The sequence below is a fragment of the Amycolatopsis alba DSM 44262 genome, from assembly GCF_000384215.1.
Taxonomy (GTDB): Bacteria; Actinomycetota; Actinomycetes; order Mycobacteriales; family Pseudonocardiaceae; genus Amycolatopsis; species Amycolatopsis alba.
In genome coordinates this window covers 7259595-7275370 of the sequence record NZ_KB913032.1, presented here as the reverse complement: position 1 = coordinate 7275370, position 15776 = coordinate 7259595, and the positions used below count along the sequence as shown (strand labels likewise).

Annotated in this window: 13 protein-coding genes and 1 pseudogene; 5 read left to right on the top strand and 9 right to left on the bottom strand. The window is 69.5% G+C overall.

The genetic code is table 11. The features are described from left to right. Positions 1-328 precede the first annotated feature (328 nt). Positions 329-2380 carry an elongation factor G gene (gene fusA / locus AMYAL_RS0134105; RefSeq protein WP_020635785.1) on the top strand — a complete coding sequence of 684 codons (2052 nt, stop codon included), beginning with the start codon at positions 329-331 and terminating at the stop codon, positions 2378-2380. A gap of 97 nt (positions 2381-2477) precedes the next feature. Here fusA and AMYAL_RS0134100 read toward each other — a convergent pair whose 3' ends face one another. From AMYAL_RS0134100 to pdhA, 6 genes and pseudogenes are all read right to left on the bottom strand, one after another. Then, positions 2478-3251 carry a PE-PPE domain-containing protein gene (locus tag AMYAL_RS0134100; protein ID WP_020635784.1) on the bottom strand — a complete coding sequence of 258 codons (774 nt, stop codon included), beginning with the start codon at positions 3249-3251 and terminating at the stop codon, positions 2478-2480. 102 nt (positions 3252-3353) lie between these two features. After that, positions 3354-3626 (bottom strand): annotated as a pseudogene (locus AMYAL_RS0134095) (VOC family protein); the annotation flags it as partial. Then, positions 3535-4923 carry an MFS transporter gene (locus AMYAL_RS46775; protein ID WP_020635782.1) on the bottom strand — a complete coding sequence of 463 codons (1389 nt, stop codon included), beginning with the start codon at positions 4921-4923 and terminating at the stop codon, positions 3535-3537. The gene AMYAL_RS46775 and the pseudogene AMYAL_RS0134095, both read right to left, overlap by 92 nt. 81 nt (positions 4924-5004) lie before the next feature. Further along, complete coding sequence (locus AMYAL_RS0134085; protein WP_020635781.1) at positions 5005-6192, bottom strand: dihydrolipoamide acetyltransferase family protein; 1188 nt, start codon at positions 6190-6192, stop codon at positions 5005-5007. Then, a complete protein-coding gene (locus tag AMYAL_RS0134080) occupies positions 6185-7183 on the bottom strand; it encodes an alpha-ketoacid dehydrogenase subunit beta (protein WP_020635780.1) in 999 nt (332 codons plus the stop codon). Before AMYAL_RS0134080 ends, AMYAL_RS0134085 begins: the two co-directional genes overlap by 8 nt. After that, the gene (gene pdhA, locus AMYAL_RS0134075) at positions 7183-8280 is read right to left on the bottom strand and encodes a pyruvate dehydrogenase (acetyl-transferring) E1 component subunit alpha (protein WP_020635779.1); all 1098 of its coding nucleotides are present in this window, start codon (positions 8278-8280) and stop codon (positions 7183-7185) included. The genes AMYAL_RS0134080 and pdhA overlap by 1 nt, the downstream gene beginning before the upstream one ends. Before the next feature lie 78 nt (positions 8281-8358). Between pdhA and AMYAL_RS0134070 the strand changes: the two genes are divergently transcribed. The 3 genes from AMYAL_RS0134070 (at position 8359) to AMYAL_RS0134060 (ending at position 10622) form a co-directional block, all read left to right on the top strand. Continuing rightward, positions 8359-8895 (top strand): Lrp/AsnC family transcriptional regulator, encoded by a 537-nt coding sequence (locus tag AMYAL_RS0134070; RefSeq protein WP_020635778.1) that lies wholly within the window; start codon positions 8359-8361, stop codon positions 8893-8895. 99 nt (positions 8896-8994) lie between these two features. Next, complete coding sequence (locus tag AMYAL_RS0134065) at positions 8995-9921, top strand: hypothetical protein (protein WP_020635777.1); 927 nt, start codon at positions 8995-8997, stop codon at positions 9919-9921. Positions 9922-10160: 239 nt separating this feature from the next. After that, positions 10161-10622, top strand: a complete 462-nt coding sequence (locus tag AMYAL_RS0134060; RefSeq protein ID WP_020635776.1) for a hypothetical protein — start codon at positions 10161-10163, stop codon at positions 10620-10622. Here the strand turns inward: AMYAL_RS0134060 and AMYAL_RS0134055 are convergent. Continuing rightward, positions 10579-11754: an ROK family transcriptional regulator gene (locus tag AMYAL_RS0134055; RefSeq protein WP_020635775.1), complete on the bottom strand. Its 1176-nt coding sequence runs from the start codon at positions 11752-11754 to the stop codon at positions 10579-10581. The genes AMYAL_RS0134060 and AMYAL_RS0134055 overlap by 44 nt on opposite strands. A 96-nt stretch (positions 11755-11850) precedes the next feature. Here AMYAL_RS0134055 and xylA point away from each other — a divergent pair, with 96 nt between their 5' ends. Next, complete coding sequence (xylA, locus tag AMYAL_RS0134050) at positions 11851-13020, top strand: xylose isomerase (protein ID WP_020635774.1); 1170 nt, start codon at positions 11851-11853, stop codon at positions 13018-13020. On the opposite strand, the gene AMYAL_RS0134045 is transcribed toward xylA, so the two are convergent. Together AMYAL_RS0134045 and AMYAL_RS0134040 are read right to left on the bottom strand one after the other, a co-directional pair. After that, a complete protein-coding gene (locus AMYAL_RS0134045; RefSeq protein WP_020635773.1) occupies positions 13017-14141 on the bottom strand; it encodes an acyl-CoA dehydrogenase family protein in 1125 nt (374 codons plus the stop codon). The genes xylA and AMYAL_RS0134045 overlap by 4 nt on opposite strands. Next, positions 14138-15736 (bottom strand): amino acid adenylation domain-containing protein, encoded by a 1599-nt coding sequence (locus AMYAL_RS0134040; RefSeq protein ID WP_020635772.1) that lies wholly within the window; start codon positions 15734-15736, stop codon positions 14138-14140. The genes AMYAL_RS0134045 and AMYAL_RS0134040 overlap by 4 nt, the downstream gene beginning before the upstream one ends. Positions 15737-15776 lie beyond the last annotated feature (40 nt).

The window sequence follows — 15776 nt, the reverse complement described above, 5'->3', positions numbered from 1 at the left end:
CCAGGGCCGGAACGCGGCCCTGGCAAGCACCGGCTTCCGCCGAAAACCGGTTTCCGGTCCACTTCGGAGTGGCTACACTCGCCACGGATCATCCCGGCGAGGAAGGACAGGACCGTGCGTCATCACCACGCCGTCGTCGTCCCCTCGGCCCGCTACGAGGTGATCCTGGTGTCTCCGTGCTCCCGGTGCCTGCCGCGCGGCACGCACCGGCTCGCCTGACGAACGCCCGCCCTCTTCACCGTTGCCCCGCAACGGTGAAGACGCTTGCCCGCGTTCGTCGGAATCGCGCCGTCGGAGTTTCCGGAGTACACCTCGAAAGGCCCGTGCCATGCGCACCGACCCGCACCGCGTCCCCCTGTCCGCCGTCCGCAATCTGGGCATCCTTGCCCACGTCGACGCGGGCAAGACCACCCTCACCGAACGGATCCTGTACGTCACCGGCACCACCTACAAACGGGGTGAGGTCCACGACGGCACGACCGTGACCGACTTCGATTCCCAGGAGCGAGATCGTGGCATCACCATCTTCGCCGCCGCCGTCAGCTGTTCGTGGGACGGTCATCTCGTCAACCTGATCGACACTCCCGGCCACGTCGACTTCTCCGACGAGGTCGAACGATCGCTCCGGGTCCTCGACGGCGCGATCGCGGTGTTCGACGGCGTCGCCGGGGTCGAACCGCAGAGCGAATCCGGGTGGCGCCAGGCCGACCGGCACGGCGTGCCGAGGATCGCGTTCGTCAACAAGCTCGACCGCGCGGGCGCCGACCTGGACGCGGCCGTGGCGTCCATCCGGGACCGGCTGCATCCGCGCCCCTTGGTGATTCAGCTGCCGATCGGGGCGGAAGACGCTTTCGTGGGCGTTGTCGACCTGGTGCGGATGAGGTCACTCGTCTGGGCCGATGGTGCCGAGGCGGCCGAAGAGGGGCCCGTCCCGGAGTCCCTTGTGGACGAAGCGAACCGGCGTCGCCGATTGCTCGACGAGGCCGTGGCGGAAGTCCACCCGGCCGCGCTGGAGGAGTTCTGCGAGTCGTCGGCGGTTTCGGCGGAGACGCTGGTCACGGCGTTGCGCGAGCTCACCCGGACCGGCGACGGTGTCGTCGTGCTGTGCGGCTCGGCCTACCGCAACCGTGGTGTCGAGCCGCTGCTGGAAGCCGCGGTGGCGTATTTGCCCGCACCGTCGGATGTTCCGCCGGTCCGGGGCGAGTACGAAGGCGCGGTCCGCGAACGTCCCGCCGATCCGTCGGCGCCGTTCGCGGCACTGGTGTTCAAGGTGACCTCGACCGCCACCGGGCGGTTGACGTACCTGCGCGTGTATTCGGGCACGATCCGGACTTCGGAGGCGGTGATGGACGTGGGTGCAGGTCGTATCGAGCGCGTCGGCCGCATCCTGCGGGTCCAGGCGGACCGGCACACCAGGGTGGACAGCGCGGTCGCGGGCGACATCGTCGCGGTGGTCGGGCTGAAGTCGGCCCGTGCCGGAGCGACACTGTGCACGCCGTCGGAGCCACTCCTGCTCGAACCGCCCGGCACCGCCGATCCGGTCGTGTCGGTCGCCGTCGAGGCACGGACGGGAACCGACACGGAACGGCTGATGGCAGCGCTGGCACGGCTGGTCGAGGAGGACCCGTCGCTGGTCATCCGGACCGATCGCGAGACCGGTCAGACCCTCCTGTCGGGGATGGGCGAACTGCATCTGGAGGTGGCGGTGGAGAAGATCCGGCGCGACCACGGGCTGGCCGTCGGGGTCGGGCGGCCACGGGTCGCCTACCGCGAGACGGTCGCCCGCGGCGTGTCCGGTTTCGTGTACCGGCATGTCAAACAGGACGGCGGTGCCGGACAGTTCGCCCACGTCGTGATCGACACGGAACCGTTGGCGGAAGGGGAGTTCGAGTTCGAGTCCACTGTGGTCGGTGGCCGCGTGCCGCGGGAATACGTCCGCGCTGTCGAGGCGGGTTGCCGTGACGCGCTGGCCGAAGGCCCGCTCGGCGGGCATCCGGTCACCGGCGTACGGGTCACGTTGACCGACGGGGCGACCCACTCGAAGGACTCGTCGGAGATGGCGTTCCGGGCGGCCGGGCGGTTCGCGCTCCGGGCGGCTCTGGCGGCCGGAGCGATGACGCTGCTGGAACCGATCGCCGACGTGACCGTGACCGTGCCCGAGAGCGCCGTCGGCGTGGCGCTCGGCGACCTCGCCGCCCGGCGTGGCCGGGTGCTGGGGTCGGTGGTGCGCGCGGGAACGACCGTGGTCACCGCGACCGTGCCGCTGGCCGAACTGTTCGGCTACGCGACTCGGCTGCGCAGCCGGACCCAGGGCCGGGGCACGTTCACCGCCCGGCCGGCCGGTCACGCCCCGGCGCCGGAGGGGCAGCCGGTCCGGTAGCCGGACGCCTGCCCGCCCACGACACTCGTGGGCGGGCAGGCGCTCCATCCGCTCTCATCCGGCGATCGGGCGCCGGATGACAGCCGTCTTCACCCGGTCACGGCGCGGGGTGCGGCGGACGGCAGTTCTGCCTCGGCAGCGCGTGCGAGCCGTTGGTGTACACGCCGTCCGCGATCGTGTCCTCCATGATCGAGCGGTGATCGGTGGGGCGGGCCCACTGGTAGCAAAGGTGCTGGGCGAAATACCCGCCAGGTGCTTCGAAGGTGTCGAAGTGGCAGACGCCGTCGGTCTCGATGCAGTAGCGGATGAACGGGATACCGCCGAAATCGGTGCGGCCGGGCCCGAACGAGACGTAGCCGCCGAACGGCGACGGCGCCCCGGTGCCCGCCGGGAGCACCGCGCTGATCCCGCGTCCGGGCGGACCGACGGGCTGCATCGGATCGGCGAAGATCTTCGCCCTGAACCGGGACTTGTCGACGGCCAGCTTCCCGTCGGCGATGTCGTTCAGCACCTTGTTCGCGACCAGCGCGCCCTGCGAGTAGCCGACGACGACGAACTCCGCGCCGGGGTTCTCGTCGAAGGAGCTCTGGACGACACGACGGGCTTCTTCGTGCCCGCGCGCGACGCTCTGGTCCATCGGTGTCTGGTCGCAGTTGGGTGCTCCGGCGGCCCCTGCCGGGTAGTGGACCACCTTCTTGATCCCGCCCCGCAACCAGGCGTCGTTGTACACGGTCGCGGCCCCGTCGCAGGTACCGCCGATGAGGATGTAGTAGCGCGCCTGATCAGCCTGGGCCGACGGCGCGGTGACGCCGATCAGCCCGGCTGCCAGTGCGGCCACCGCCAGGACCCCCCTGAATTTCTTCACGTTCATCGTCCCTTCCGCTCGATTACGGTGCGTGTTCGAACGTTAGGGATGCGTCATGAAATTTTGATGAAACCCGCCGCCAGGCCCAACGCGTTCAGCCGAACGGCGTCAATGGGAGAGCACGTTGACCACGTGGCCGCTCGGATCACGGACGAAGAACCGCCGGACGCCCCACTCCTCGTCGGTCAGTTCGTGCACGATCTCCGCGCCTGAGGCCTTGGCCGCCGCGTACGCCTTGTCGACGTCGTCCACCTCGATCGAGGCGACCGGCACGACGGGCGCCGTTTCGTCATGGGTCATGAGGCTCAGCTGGACCTCCGGCCGATCCGGATCCGCCAGGGTCACGATCCACCCGTGGTCCATCACCACCTGGAAGCCGAGAACCTGTACGTAGAAGCTCTTCGCCTCCTCCATCGTCCGGGTTTCGAGGTCGGCCACCACTCTCTTGATCGACATGCGCAGATACTGACACAGGGGTCCGACGCTTTCGGGGGAGCAGGAGGGGCGTCGCCAGCATGAGCGCCCCGGCGATGCCGACCGCGGCCCGCGGCCCGGTGAACGCGGCGAGCAGTCCCCACAGCGCGGTCAGGGCCGCAGTGGTGAGCTTGCCGGCGATCGACCAGGCCGAAAGCGTGCGCGCGGCGCGGTCGAGAGGCACCAGTTCGAGCCTGCTGGTGGCGAGCACCGGGTTGAACACGCCGATGCAGGTGATCAGCGCGAATTCGACCACGATGACCAGGATCAGCCCCGGAACACCGGGCTGGACGAAGACCAGCCCGACCGGCCAGCAGACGCGCAGCCAGCCGGTGACGAACAGGACCCGGTCCCGGCCGTGGCGGGCGACCACGTGCCGGGAGATCCTCGATCCGATCAGCCCGCCGAGACACGGCACGGCGAAGGCCACCGCGTACTCCCACGGGGTGAAGCCGAGCTGCCCGAGCATCAGCACGGCCATCAACGGCGCGGTCGCCATGATCAGGCCGTTAACCACGATCGTGTTGACGAACAGGGGCCGCAGCAGCGGATGAGTGAGGATGAACCGCCAGCCTTCCCGCAGGTCGCGGCCGGTGAGCCGGGGCCCGTCGGGCTTGGCTGGCGGTGGTTCCGAACCGCCGACGGCCCGGATCCCGGCCGCCGAGAGCAGGTAGCTGACCGCGTCGGCGGCGATCGTGACCACCGGTCCGAACAGGCCGACGGCGAAACCGCCGAGCGGCGGGCCGAGCACGGTCGCCGTCCAGGTGGTCGATTCGAACCGCGCGTTCGCGACGAGCAGGTCCTCCCGAGGCAGCAACGTCTTCAGGAAAGCCCCGCTGGCGGCCAGGAAGGTGATGTCCGCCGCGGCGACGACGACCGAAACGGCGAGCAGCTGCCAGAAGCCGAGCAACCCCATCACGTACGCCAGCGGGACGGTCAGCAGCGCCGCGCAGCGGATCAGGTCCATCGCGATCATCACCGGCCGTTTGCGGCGGAACTCGACCCAGGGGCCGAGCGGCAGCGCGACCACCGCGCCCACGACGAGACCGGCGGCCGCCAGGAGCGAGACCTCGGTGGTGCCCGCCCCCAGCGCCACGATGGCGATGAGGCTGAACGCGTCGAACGCGAACCTCGTACCGAACGCGCTCGCCGCGTATGCCGCCCAAAGCCAGCCGAATCGTCGCCCCAGCGATCTCCCACTCACCCGCGAGATCAAAGCAAGCCGGGACCCGCAAGTCGAACAACGGGTCGTTGGCGGGTCACAACCGGGAGTTGTGCGACCCGCTCAGAGCTCCCCGAGTGCGATGACCGGCGATTCGACGCAGTCGGCGACGAACCGCAGGAAGCCGCCGGCGGTCCCGCCGTCGCACACCCGATGGTCGAACGCCAGCGTCAGCTCGCAGATCTTCCGCGCCACCAGCTCCCCGTCGACCACCCAGGCGCGGTCGATGATCCGGCCGACGCCGAGGATCGCCGCCTCCGGGTGATTGATGATCGCGGCGGAGCCGTCCACCCCGAACACGCCGTAGTTGTTCACCGTGAACGTCCCGCCGGTGAGCCCTGCCGGACCGAGTTTCCCTTCGCGGGCTTGGGTGGTCCGCTCGCCGATCGCGGCCGAAAGCTCCCTTGTGGACAGTGACCCCGCGTCACGGACGACCGGCACGACGAGACCGCGGTCGGTCTGGGCCGCGAACCCGAGGTTGATGTCCCGCAGCTGGACGATCTCGTCGCCGTCGACCCGAGAGTTCAGCTCGGGGTGCTTCCGCAGGCCCGCGACGGCGAACCTGGCGATGAGGCCGAGGAGGCTCACCGGCCGATCAGGAGCCGAGGCGTTGAGCGACTTCCGGGCGGCGACGAGTCCGGTCGCGTCGACGTCCACCCAGACCGTCGCCTCGGGGATCTGGCGCCGCGAGGTCGTCAGCTTGTCGGCGACCGCCTTGCGGACCCCTGTCAGCGGGATCCGTGTCTCGCCGTCCCGCCGCTCGGGGACGGTGAGCGCCGCTTCGACGTCGGCACGCCGGATGATGCCGCCCGGTCCGCTGCCGGTCAGTTTCGTCAGGTCGATCTTGTTGTCGGCGGCCATTTTCCGGACGAACGGCGAGATGACGCCCGGTGCTTTGGGCGGCAGTTCGACGACGGTGGTGCGCGTCCGGCGGCGCCGCGTCGTGGTGGTCGTGCCGTAGCCGATGAGGACGTTGCCGCTGCCCTCGCTCGCCGTGGTCACGCCGGGTTCGGTGAAGCCGGGGCCGATGGTGAGCAGGGGAGCGCCGACGGGCAGCGACTGGCCGGGTTCGCCGTGGAGCCGGGTGACGACCCCGGCGAACGGCACTGGCACCTCGACCGCCGCCTTCGCGGTCTCGACCTCGACGACCGCCTGGTCGACGCCGACGGTGTCGCCCTCCGCGACGAGCCAGGTGACGATGGTGCCTTCGGTCAGCCCCTCGCCGAGGTCCGGGAGCAGGAAGTCAGGCACCGGCCACCGCCGGTTCGTCGTTCCACTGCAGCCGGGCGACGGTGTCCAGGATCCGGTCGACGTCCGGCAGCTGGTGGCGTTCCAGTTTCGGCGGCGGATAAGGGATGTCGAGTCCGGTGACGCGCAGGACGGGCGCGTGGAGCTGATGGAAGCACTGCTCGGTGACGCGGGCGACCACCTCGGCGCCGTAACCGCCGAACCCGGCGGCCTCGTGGACGACGACCGCGCGCCCGGTGCGGCGCACCGAGGCGGTGACGGTCTCGTCGTCGAACGGGCTCAGGGACCGGAGGTCGACCACCTCGACGTCCCAGCCCTCGGCCTTCGCGGCTTCCGCGGTCTCCAGCGCGGTGGCGACCATCGGGCCGTACGCGATCAGCGTGACGTCCTTGCCTTCGCGACGCACGACCGCGCGGTCCATGGCCGCGCCTTCACGGGTGAAGGACACGGTTTCCTTCGACCAGTAGCGGCATTTGGGTTCCAGGAAGATCACCGGATCCGGGGAGTCGATCGCGTCGCGCAGGAGGTCGTAGGCGTCCTGGGGCGTGCCGGGGGTGACAACGCGCAGGCCGGGCGTGTGGGTGTAGTAGGCCTCGCTCGAATCGCAGTGGTGCTCGACGCCGCCGATCCCGCCCGCGTAGGGGATCCGGATGACCATGGGCAGCGACAGGGCGCCTCGGGTCCGGTTGCGCAGTTTCGCGACGTGCGAGGTGATCTGCTCGAAAGCGGGGTACGCGAAGGCGTCGAACTGCATTTCGACCACCGGGCGGAACCCGCCCATCGCCATCCCGACCGCGAAGCCGACGATGCCGGACTCCGCCAGTGGCGTGTCGAAACAGCGTTCCTCGCCGAAGTCGGCGGTGATGCCGTCGGTCACCCGGAACACACCGCCGAGCGGGCCGACGTCCTCGCCGAAGATCACCACACGGTCGTCGTCCTTGACGGCGTCGCGCAAGGCGGCGTTGAGCGCCTGGGCCATCGAGATCTCGGTCATCAGCCCTCCACGGCTTCCAGTTCGGCGGCGACCAGCGCCCGCTGGGTGGCCAGCTGACGGGTCGGAACGGCGTAGACGTGCTCGAACAGCGACATCGGATCCGGCTCCACGTCGGCGTTCAGGGTGTCGCGCACCCCGGCCGCGAAGGTCTCCGCTTCGACCCGGAATCGTTCGATATCCTTGCCGGACAACAGGTTCTCGTTGACCAGGTACGTCTCGAGGCGGCGGACAGGGTCGGCCGCACGCCACTTCTCGACCTCGGCCTGGTCGCGGTAGCGGGTGGCGTCGTCGGCGTTGGTGTGCGCGTCGATCCGGTACGTGTGCGCCTCGACCAGGACCGGCCCGAGACCGGCGCGCGCGTGCGCGACGGCGTCGTCCAGCACAGAGAGGACCGCGAGGGCGTCATTGCCGTCGACCTGCTCGGAGCGGACGCCGTAGCCGACGCCCTTGTAGGCCAGCGCGGGCGCGGCGCTCTGCTTCTCGAACGGCACCGAGATCGCGAACCCGTTGTTCTGCACGAAGAACACCACGGGCGCCTTGAACACGGCCGCGAAGTTGAGCGCCTCGTGGAAGTCGCCTTCGCTGGTGGCGCCGTCGCCGATGAGCGCGAACGCGACGGCGTCTTCGCCGCGGCGCCGCATCGCGTGGGCGAGCCCGGCCGCGTGAAGCGTCTGGGTGGCCAGCGGGGTGCACTGGGGAGCGACACGGGTCTTCGCGGGGTCGTAGCCACAGTGCGCGTCGCCGCGAAGCAGCGTCAGGATCTCGCCCGGTTCGAGCCCGCGGGCGACCAGCGCGACCGAGTCGCGGTAGGTGGGAAAGAGCCAGTCGGCTCCGGTGAGCGCCAGCGCGCTCGCGACCTGGCAGGCTTCCTGGCCGGCGCTCGACGGATAGACCGCGAGACGTCCCTGTTTGGTCAGCGCGGTCGCTTGCGCGTCGAACCGGCGCCCGAGCACCATCAGCCGGTAGGCCTCGACGAGCCGGTCGGACGGCGGCTCGGCGTAGCCGCCGTGCTCGTCGACGCGCGTGCCGTCCTCGGCGAGGAACCGCACCGGGACACCGGACGGCAGCAACGCGGCGGCAAGGGTCTCCCGCGACATGGCGCAGCACCACCTTTCACAGACATATGATGCTCAGATCGTGGTTTCCGGCGTCCCGGTGTTCAAGAGGTAGGCGAAATGAGCGACAAACTGTCCGAAGGATCGGTTCAGCCGACCCGAACGTCCAAGAGTGGCGTGGCTCACGGGCCGGATCCGGGACGAACGGTCCTTGCCCTCGACGACATCGACCGCGCGATCCTCGCCGAACTGTCCGCCGACGGCAGGCTCGCGGTCCGCGCGCTGGCGGAACGACTGCATATCTCGCGCACCAACGCTTACGCGAGGTTGGACCGGCTGATGTCCGAAGGCGTCATCACCGGCTTCGGCGCCCGGATCGACCCGCGCCGGGCCGGACTCGGGACGAGCGCGTACATCCTGATCACCGTCGAGCAGACGTCGTGGCGCACGATGTCTGCCGAGCTTCGGGAGATCCCGTTCGTCGAACACGTGTCGCTGGTCGGCGGCGACTTCGACATCCTGCTGCTGGTGCGGACGCCGGACAACGCGTCGCTGCGGGATGTCGTCCTGGTGCGGCTGCAGGAGCTGGACGGCGTGCGGTCGACCCGGACCTGGCTGATCTTCGAGGAACAGCAGGGCGGCGGTGTTCGCCTTTAGTCCTCTTGGTCCAATCCACCGGACAGGTCACTGAACAAACCTGGCCTCGCCGTTGGAAAATCTCATACCCTCCGGGGCAAGCCGAAGGGAGCTGACCTGATGAGGTGGACCTGGGTGCGTGCGACGGTGGCCTTGGTGGTCGCCGCGGCGAGTCTCGCGATCGTCCCGACGAGCCGGCCGAGCGCCGCCGAAGCCTCGTTGACACCCGCCGCGGCGGGCCGGTCCGCGATCTACGGCGGGGGACCGTTTTATCAGGACGGACAGGGTGTCATGGACACCCTTCGCGGGTCCGGTTTCACCACGGTCATCCTGTGGAGCATCCACGTCCACGACAACGGGGATCTGTACTACAACGACCATCTCGTGGTCTCGGGCGGCCGGTACGTCGGCGACGCCGGGTGGCCCGCGCGGCTGCGGACACTGAAGCAGGCGCCGACGTCGGTCAACCGCATCGAGGTCTCGGTCGGTGCCTGGGGCACGCCGGACTGGGAAGCCATCGACAAGCTGATCACCCGCGACGGCACCGGCAGCGGCACGATCCTGTACCGCAACTTCCTGGCGCTGAAGAACGCCACCGGCGCGGACGCGATCAACAATGACGACGAAGCGCACTACGACGTCGGCTCCACCGTCACCTTCGCGCGGATGGCGAACGCCATGGGCTACCGGAACTTCACCCTCGCGCCGTACACCGCGGTGTCGTACTGGCAGGGCGTGAAGAACGGCCTCGGCGGCCTGGTCGACCGCGTGTACCTGCAGGCCTATGCGGGCGGGAGCGGCAACGACCCGGCGACGTGGTCGCGGTCGCTCGGCATGCCGGTGGATCCGGGGCTGTGGAGCAAGAACGGCTCCGGCTGCACCGCGGGGGACTCGCCCGCGCAGGTGGAGAGCCGGATGCGGTCGTGGAAGTCGTCCGCGGGCATCCCCGGCGGCTTCATGTGGCTCTACGACGACATCAAGAAGTGCTCGGCGCAGGGCACGGCCGCCGCGTACGCACGGGCGATCAACACCGCCACCACCAGCTGACCCTTGCCGCGCCAGTGGGTCACGGGCGACGTGTCGTACACGTCGCCCGTGACCCTGTAACGCTCTCCGCCTCCCCGCCGAATACAGGCGGGTTCGATGGGCGGAGGCCGTGGCATCCTGGTGACGGAGAGGCAGCACTCCGCACCCCATTCGGGTGATAACGGTTCGGCATTCGCTGTATCTGAGCTGCACCCCATTGACACCTTCCTACGATCGCGGCGACTGGGTGGAGGAATGCGGTGACGGTGGAGGGCGCTGGTCAGGACTACCTGACACGGCAGATCGGGGCACTGCTCGAAGCGATTCGCGAGGAGGGGCCGGTCGGCGAGGGCAGACGCAGTTTCCGGCTCGCCGGGCATCTCGCCGCGGAGGGCGGGTTCCACCTCGGCGACATCCTCGCCGCGACCGCGCAACTGCTGGCGGTCCACGCCTGGAACAACGGCTACCTCGGCGCGGCGGAACTGCTGACGCGCCGCATGCGGGAGTTCGGTGCCGAGTCGGTCGAGCTGGTGCGATACCTGGTGCGGCTGGAGACCGGCTGTGAGCAGGGCTGGCTCCCGCACGCGGATCGCGACGAACTGATCGCCTACGCCCGGCGCGTCCAGCGCGCGGACATCGAGGAACGCGCGCAGGCCATCGAGGCGTCGTTGCCGGGGGTCACCGATCCCGAGCGTCCTGATCGGATGGCCAGTGAGTCGTGAGATAGTGCTCGGGATCCGCGAGGACACCCCGGATCACCGAGCCGGCCGCGCCGCGTACGGCGGCTCCCGTGCCGAGCGCCGATCGGATGACCCGCACCGGCGACCAGGCCGTGCTGGGCACTCGGCGCTCCAATTCGACGAGGAGTGGCTCACGAAGCCACGGCTCAAGCCGCGCGTACGTTCCGCCTAGCACCACGGCCGGGACGTCCATCAGATTGACCACGGTGGACAGTCCGATGCCGAGATGTCCCGCCGCGGTGGTGACGGCCGCGAGCGCCGCGGCGTCGCCCGATTCGAGGGCGGTGATCAGGGCGTCCACCCTCTCCGCCCCCGCGAGCCGCAGGATCTCCTCCTGTCCGGCCATCCGCTCCAGGCAGCCGTTCGCGCCGCAGGAACACGGCGGACCGTCGGGCGCCACCGGCAGATGGCCGATTTCGCCGCCCGCGCCGCGGACGCCCTCGAACAGGGCGCGGTCCAGCACGATTCCCGCGCCGATCCCGATCTCACCGGACACGTGGACGAAATCCGGCAACGCCGAGCCGTGCCAGAGTTCGGCGAGCGCGGCGAAGTTGGCTTCGTTGGCGACGGTGAAGGTCTCGCCGAGCCGGTCCGCGAGGTCGACGTCGCGCCAGCCCAGATTGGGAGCGAGCCGCACGAGACCGGATTCGACCAGGCCCGGAACCGCGACGCCGACACCGGCGACGGAGACGCCCAGCGCCTCCGCCTGCTTCCGTGCTTTGCGCAGGAACGCCGACACCCGCTGGAAAACGCGCGGTGTCCGATTGTCCGCGTATCGGACCTCTTCGGCCCGGACGGTGCCGGTCAAGTCGACGAGGCAGGACGCCAGATAGTCGACGCCGATCTCGATGCCGAGTCCGTGCGGGCCGGTGGGGGAGAGGGAGACGACGGTACCGCGCCGTCCGGGGCCGACGCGCTGTTCCGGCTCGCCTTCGGCCACGAGATCCGCCGCGATCAAGCGGTCGACCACGCTCGACACGGTCGCCTTCGTGAGGCCGATGGTGGCGGCGAGGCCTGCCCGTGAAACGCCGGGGCCGTCCGCGATCGCGCGGAGGACGAGGGCCGCGTTGTGCTGTCGCACGGTGTGCTGTCCCGCCGGGCGCGTGCCGATCATCGCGCGATTGTATTCGTTCGATGCCTGAACGAAAGCCTTGACCCGCCGGGGTACGCGTCGATAAGTTCAGGCATCAAACTAATTGGTGGAGGCGTGATGGTTCAGGCACCGACGCGTGCGGACAAGTTCAGCTTCGGGCTCTGGACCGTGGGCTGGCAGGCGAACGACATGTTCGGCCCGGCGAGCCGGGGACCGCTCGATCCGGTCGAGGCCGTGCACCGCCTCTCGGACCTCGGCGCCTGGGGCATCACCTTCCACGACGACGACCTCGTACCCTTCGGCTCGGACGACGCCGAGCGGGCACGGCAGCTGAAGCGCTTCCAGGGCGCGCTCGCCGAAACCGGTCTTGTCGTCCCGATGGTGACCACGAACCTGTTCAGCCACCCCGTCTTCAAGGACGGCGGCCTGACCAGCAACGACCGTGACGTCCGCCGCTACGCCCTGCGGAAGGTGCTGCGGAACCTCGATCTCGCCGCCGAGCTCGGCGCCTCGACGTTCGTGCTCTGGGGTGGTCGCGAAGGCAGCGAGACCGACGCCGCGAAGGACGTCCGCGCGGCGATGGACCGCTATCGCGAGGGCATCGACTTCCTCGCCCAGTACGTCATCGACCAGGGCTACGGGCTGCGCCTCGCGCTCGAGCCGAAGCCGAACGAACCGCGCGGCGACATCCTGCTGCCGACCGTCGGGCACGCGCTCGCGTTCATCTCCACGCTGGACAACCACGAGATCGTCGGCGTGAACCCCGAGGTGGGGCATGAGCAGATGGCCGGGCTCAACATCGTCCACGGCATCGGACAGGCCCTGTGGCAGGGCAAGCTGTTCCACGTCGACCTCAACGGCCAGCGCGGTCCGCGGTTCGACCAGGACCTCGTGTTCGGCCACGGCGACGTGCTGTCCTCGTTCTTCCTGGTCGACCTGCTGGAGCACGGCGGCTACGACGGCCCCCGGCACTTCGACTACAAGCCGCTGCGCACGGAGAACATGGACGGCGTCTGGGCCAGCGCCGAGGCCAACATGGCCAGTTACCTGCTGTTCGCCGAACGCTCGCGGGCTTTCCGCGCCGATCCCGAGGTGCGGGCCGCCCTCGACGCCGCGCTCGTCCCGGAACTGGCGACACCGACGCTCAACGAGGGCGAGACGGCCGCGGACCTGCTGGCCGACCGCGCGACCTTCGAGGACTTCGATCCGGACAAGGCCGCGGAACGTGGTTACGGCTTCATCCGCCTGTCCCAGCTGGCGCTCGAACACCTCACCGGGGCGCGCTAGATCGATTCGAAGATGTGGTCTCGCAGCAGCTCGTTCGTCCCGGCGGCGATCGTGCCCGCCATCGCGTCGCGGTACAGCCGCGCGGCGGTCGCGTCGTCGAGATAGCCGCGGGCGCCGTGGTACTGGACGCAGGCCTGGGCGGCCGTCACGGCGAGTTCGGTGGCGGTCAGCTTCAGCACGGACGCCGACTTCGTGTCCAGCTTCCCGAGACTCTGCCGGGTGGCCGCCTGGTACGCGTAGCCGTGGACCAGTTCCAGCTGGGCGTCCAGGTCGGCGATCCGGTGCCGGACAGCCTGATACGACCCCAGCGGAGTGTCTCCGACCCGGTGCGACCGCGCGAACTCCTTCAGCAGCCGCAGGCAGTACCGGACCCCGCCGACCGCGAGCAGGCCGGCGACGAGCCGTTCGAAGTCCAGCGCGCGCACGAGGTACAGGAGCGCCCGCTCGGGCTTGCCGATCAGCTGCCCGGCCGCGACCGGCACGTCGTCGAACTGGACCTCGGTGATGTCCGCGGCACGCCAGCCCAGCATCGGCTGCGGCCGTCGCGTTATCCCGTCGGCGTCGGCGTCGACGATCAGCAGACTCGCCCCCGGCATCCCGCCGGCGGTACCGGTGGCCTTGGTCCTGGCAAGCACGATGAAGTAACCGGCCTGGGAACCGTTGGCCACGAACGACTTCCGCCCTCGTAGCCGGTATCCTCCCGAGCCGTCGGCGTCGGCGCTGGTCGTCAGGTTCCGCAGATCGGTGCCCGCTTCGGGCTCGGTGATGGCCAGCGCCGCGATCTTGTCCCCGCGCTCGCCCGGCGGCAGCAGGCGCGCCTTCTGCTCGGCGTTGCCGAACAACCGCACATACGAGCTCGCCATGTACGCGTGCACCCCGACCGACGCCCGGATCCCCGCGTAGCCGGTGTTGCCCAGTTCGTCGAGGAACACTGCGCTGCGCAGGAAATCCACTCCGGTGTGCGGTAACGCGAGCAAGCCGGCGTCACCGAGTTCTCGCCATCCCGACTCGGAGATATGGCCTTGGGCCTCCCACTTCGACGCGTTCGGCGTCACGATCTTGTCCAAAGTGGACCGGACGGTGGCGCGGAAGTCCTCGTGGCCGCCGAGGTTCGTGGTCACGAGGAGGAGCCTCCGGACGGCAGCAGCGAGGACAGCAGGACCTGGCGGTCGACCTTTCCGTGCAGGGACAACGGAAGCGACTCGCGGATCTCGATGACCGAGGGGATCAGGTACGACGGCAGCCGCTGCCGCAGATAGGTGCGCAGGGCGTGCGGGGTGCAGCCGGGCGCGTCGGTGACCACGAAAGCCAGCATGGCCGCCTCGCCGATCTCCGGCCGGTCCACCGTGACGAACACCTGCCTGACCCCTGGGTGGGTGCCGAGCACGTGCCGGACTTCTCCCAGTTCGATGCGGTGCCCGTTGATCTTCACCTGGTCGTCGTCGCGGCCTTGGAACACCAGCATGCCGTCCGCGCGGAAGTAGGCGAGGTCCCCGGTGTGGTACAGCCGTTCCGGGACACCGTCGATCTCGTAGTCGACGAAACGTTCGCCGGTCGCGTCCGGCATGCCGAGATAGCCGGGCGACAGGCCGGGACCAGCCAGGCACACCTCGCCGATCTCCCCGGCGGCGCAAAGCCTGCCGTCACGTACGAGGTACGCGCGGGTGTTCTGGATCGGCTTGCCGATCGGCAACGCCAGCTCGTCGTGCCGCAGTTCGGTGACGGGGTAGTAGGTGGCGAAGGTGGTGCACTCGGTCGGGCCATAGACGCTGACGAGCTTTTCCGGGCCGTAGTGCGCCAGCGCCCGGCCGATATGGTGCAGGGAGTGCGCCTCGCCGCCGGTGAGGATCGTCTCCACGCTGCCGAGCGCGTCGAGGTCGTTGTCGACCAGGGTGTTGAACAGGGCCGTGGTCAGGAAGACGGTGGTCACCCCGTTGTCCTGCACCACATGCCGCAGTTCCGACAGCCGGACGAAGCTGCTCGGATACAGCACGCAGGTGCCGCCGTTGAGCAGCGCGCCCCAGATCTCGAAGGTGGCCGCGTCGAAGCTGACCGGTGCCAGTTGCAGCGTGACGGCGTGCTCGTCGAGCCGGGTGTAGTGCGCGCCGCTGACCAGCCGGGTGATGCCGCGGTGGCGGATCGGGACACCCTTGGGCAGTCCGGTCGAGCCGGAGGTGAAGTTGATGTAGGCCAGATCGTCCGCGCCCGTACGGGTGGCGGGATTCGTCGTTTGATCGTCCACTGTGGACGACTCGGTCATCGCGGGCGCCGGTACGACGTGGTGCAGCGGGAAGCGTCCGGCACACCGTTCGGGCCGGTCGGTCACCAGCCATTCGCATTCGGCGATGCCGAACATGACCTGCAGCCGATCGTCGGGCCAGGAGTCGTCGAACGGCAGGTACACCGCGCCGCATTTGAGCACCGCGAGCAGCGTCGCGATCAGCCCCGGTGAGCGGGCGACGGAGACTCCGACGACTTCGCCCGCTCGAAGTCCTTGTGCGAGAAGGTGAGCCGCCAGCCGATTGGCGTGCGCGTTCAGCTCACGGTAGGTCATCTTGCGGTCGCGATACACGAGCGCGACCGCGTCGGGAGCGGCCTCGGCGCGCTGTTCGAACAGGTCCTTCGCGCCGAGTTCTTCGGGATAGGGCTGCTCGGTGTCCACATTGGCCAGTGCGTGGACAGATCGTGCTTCGGCACTGGGCACGAGACGCTTCATGACTTCGTCGATCCTCCGGTCGCGGTCGTCACGGTCTCAG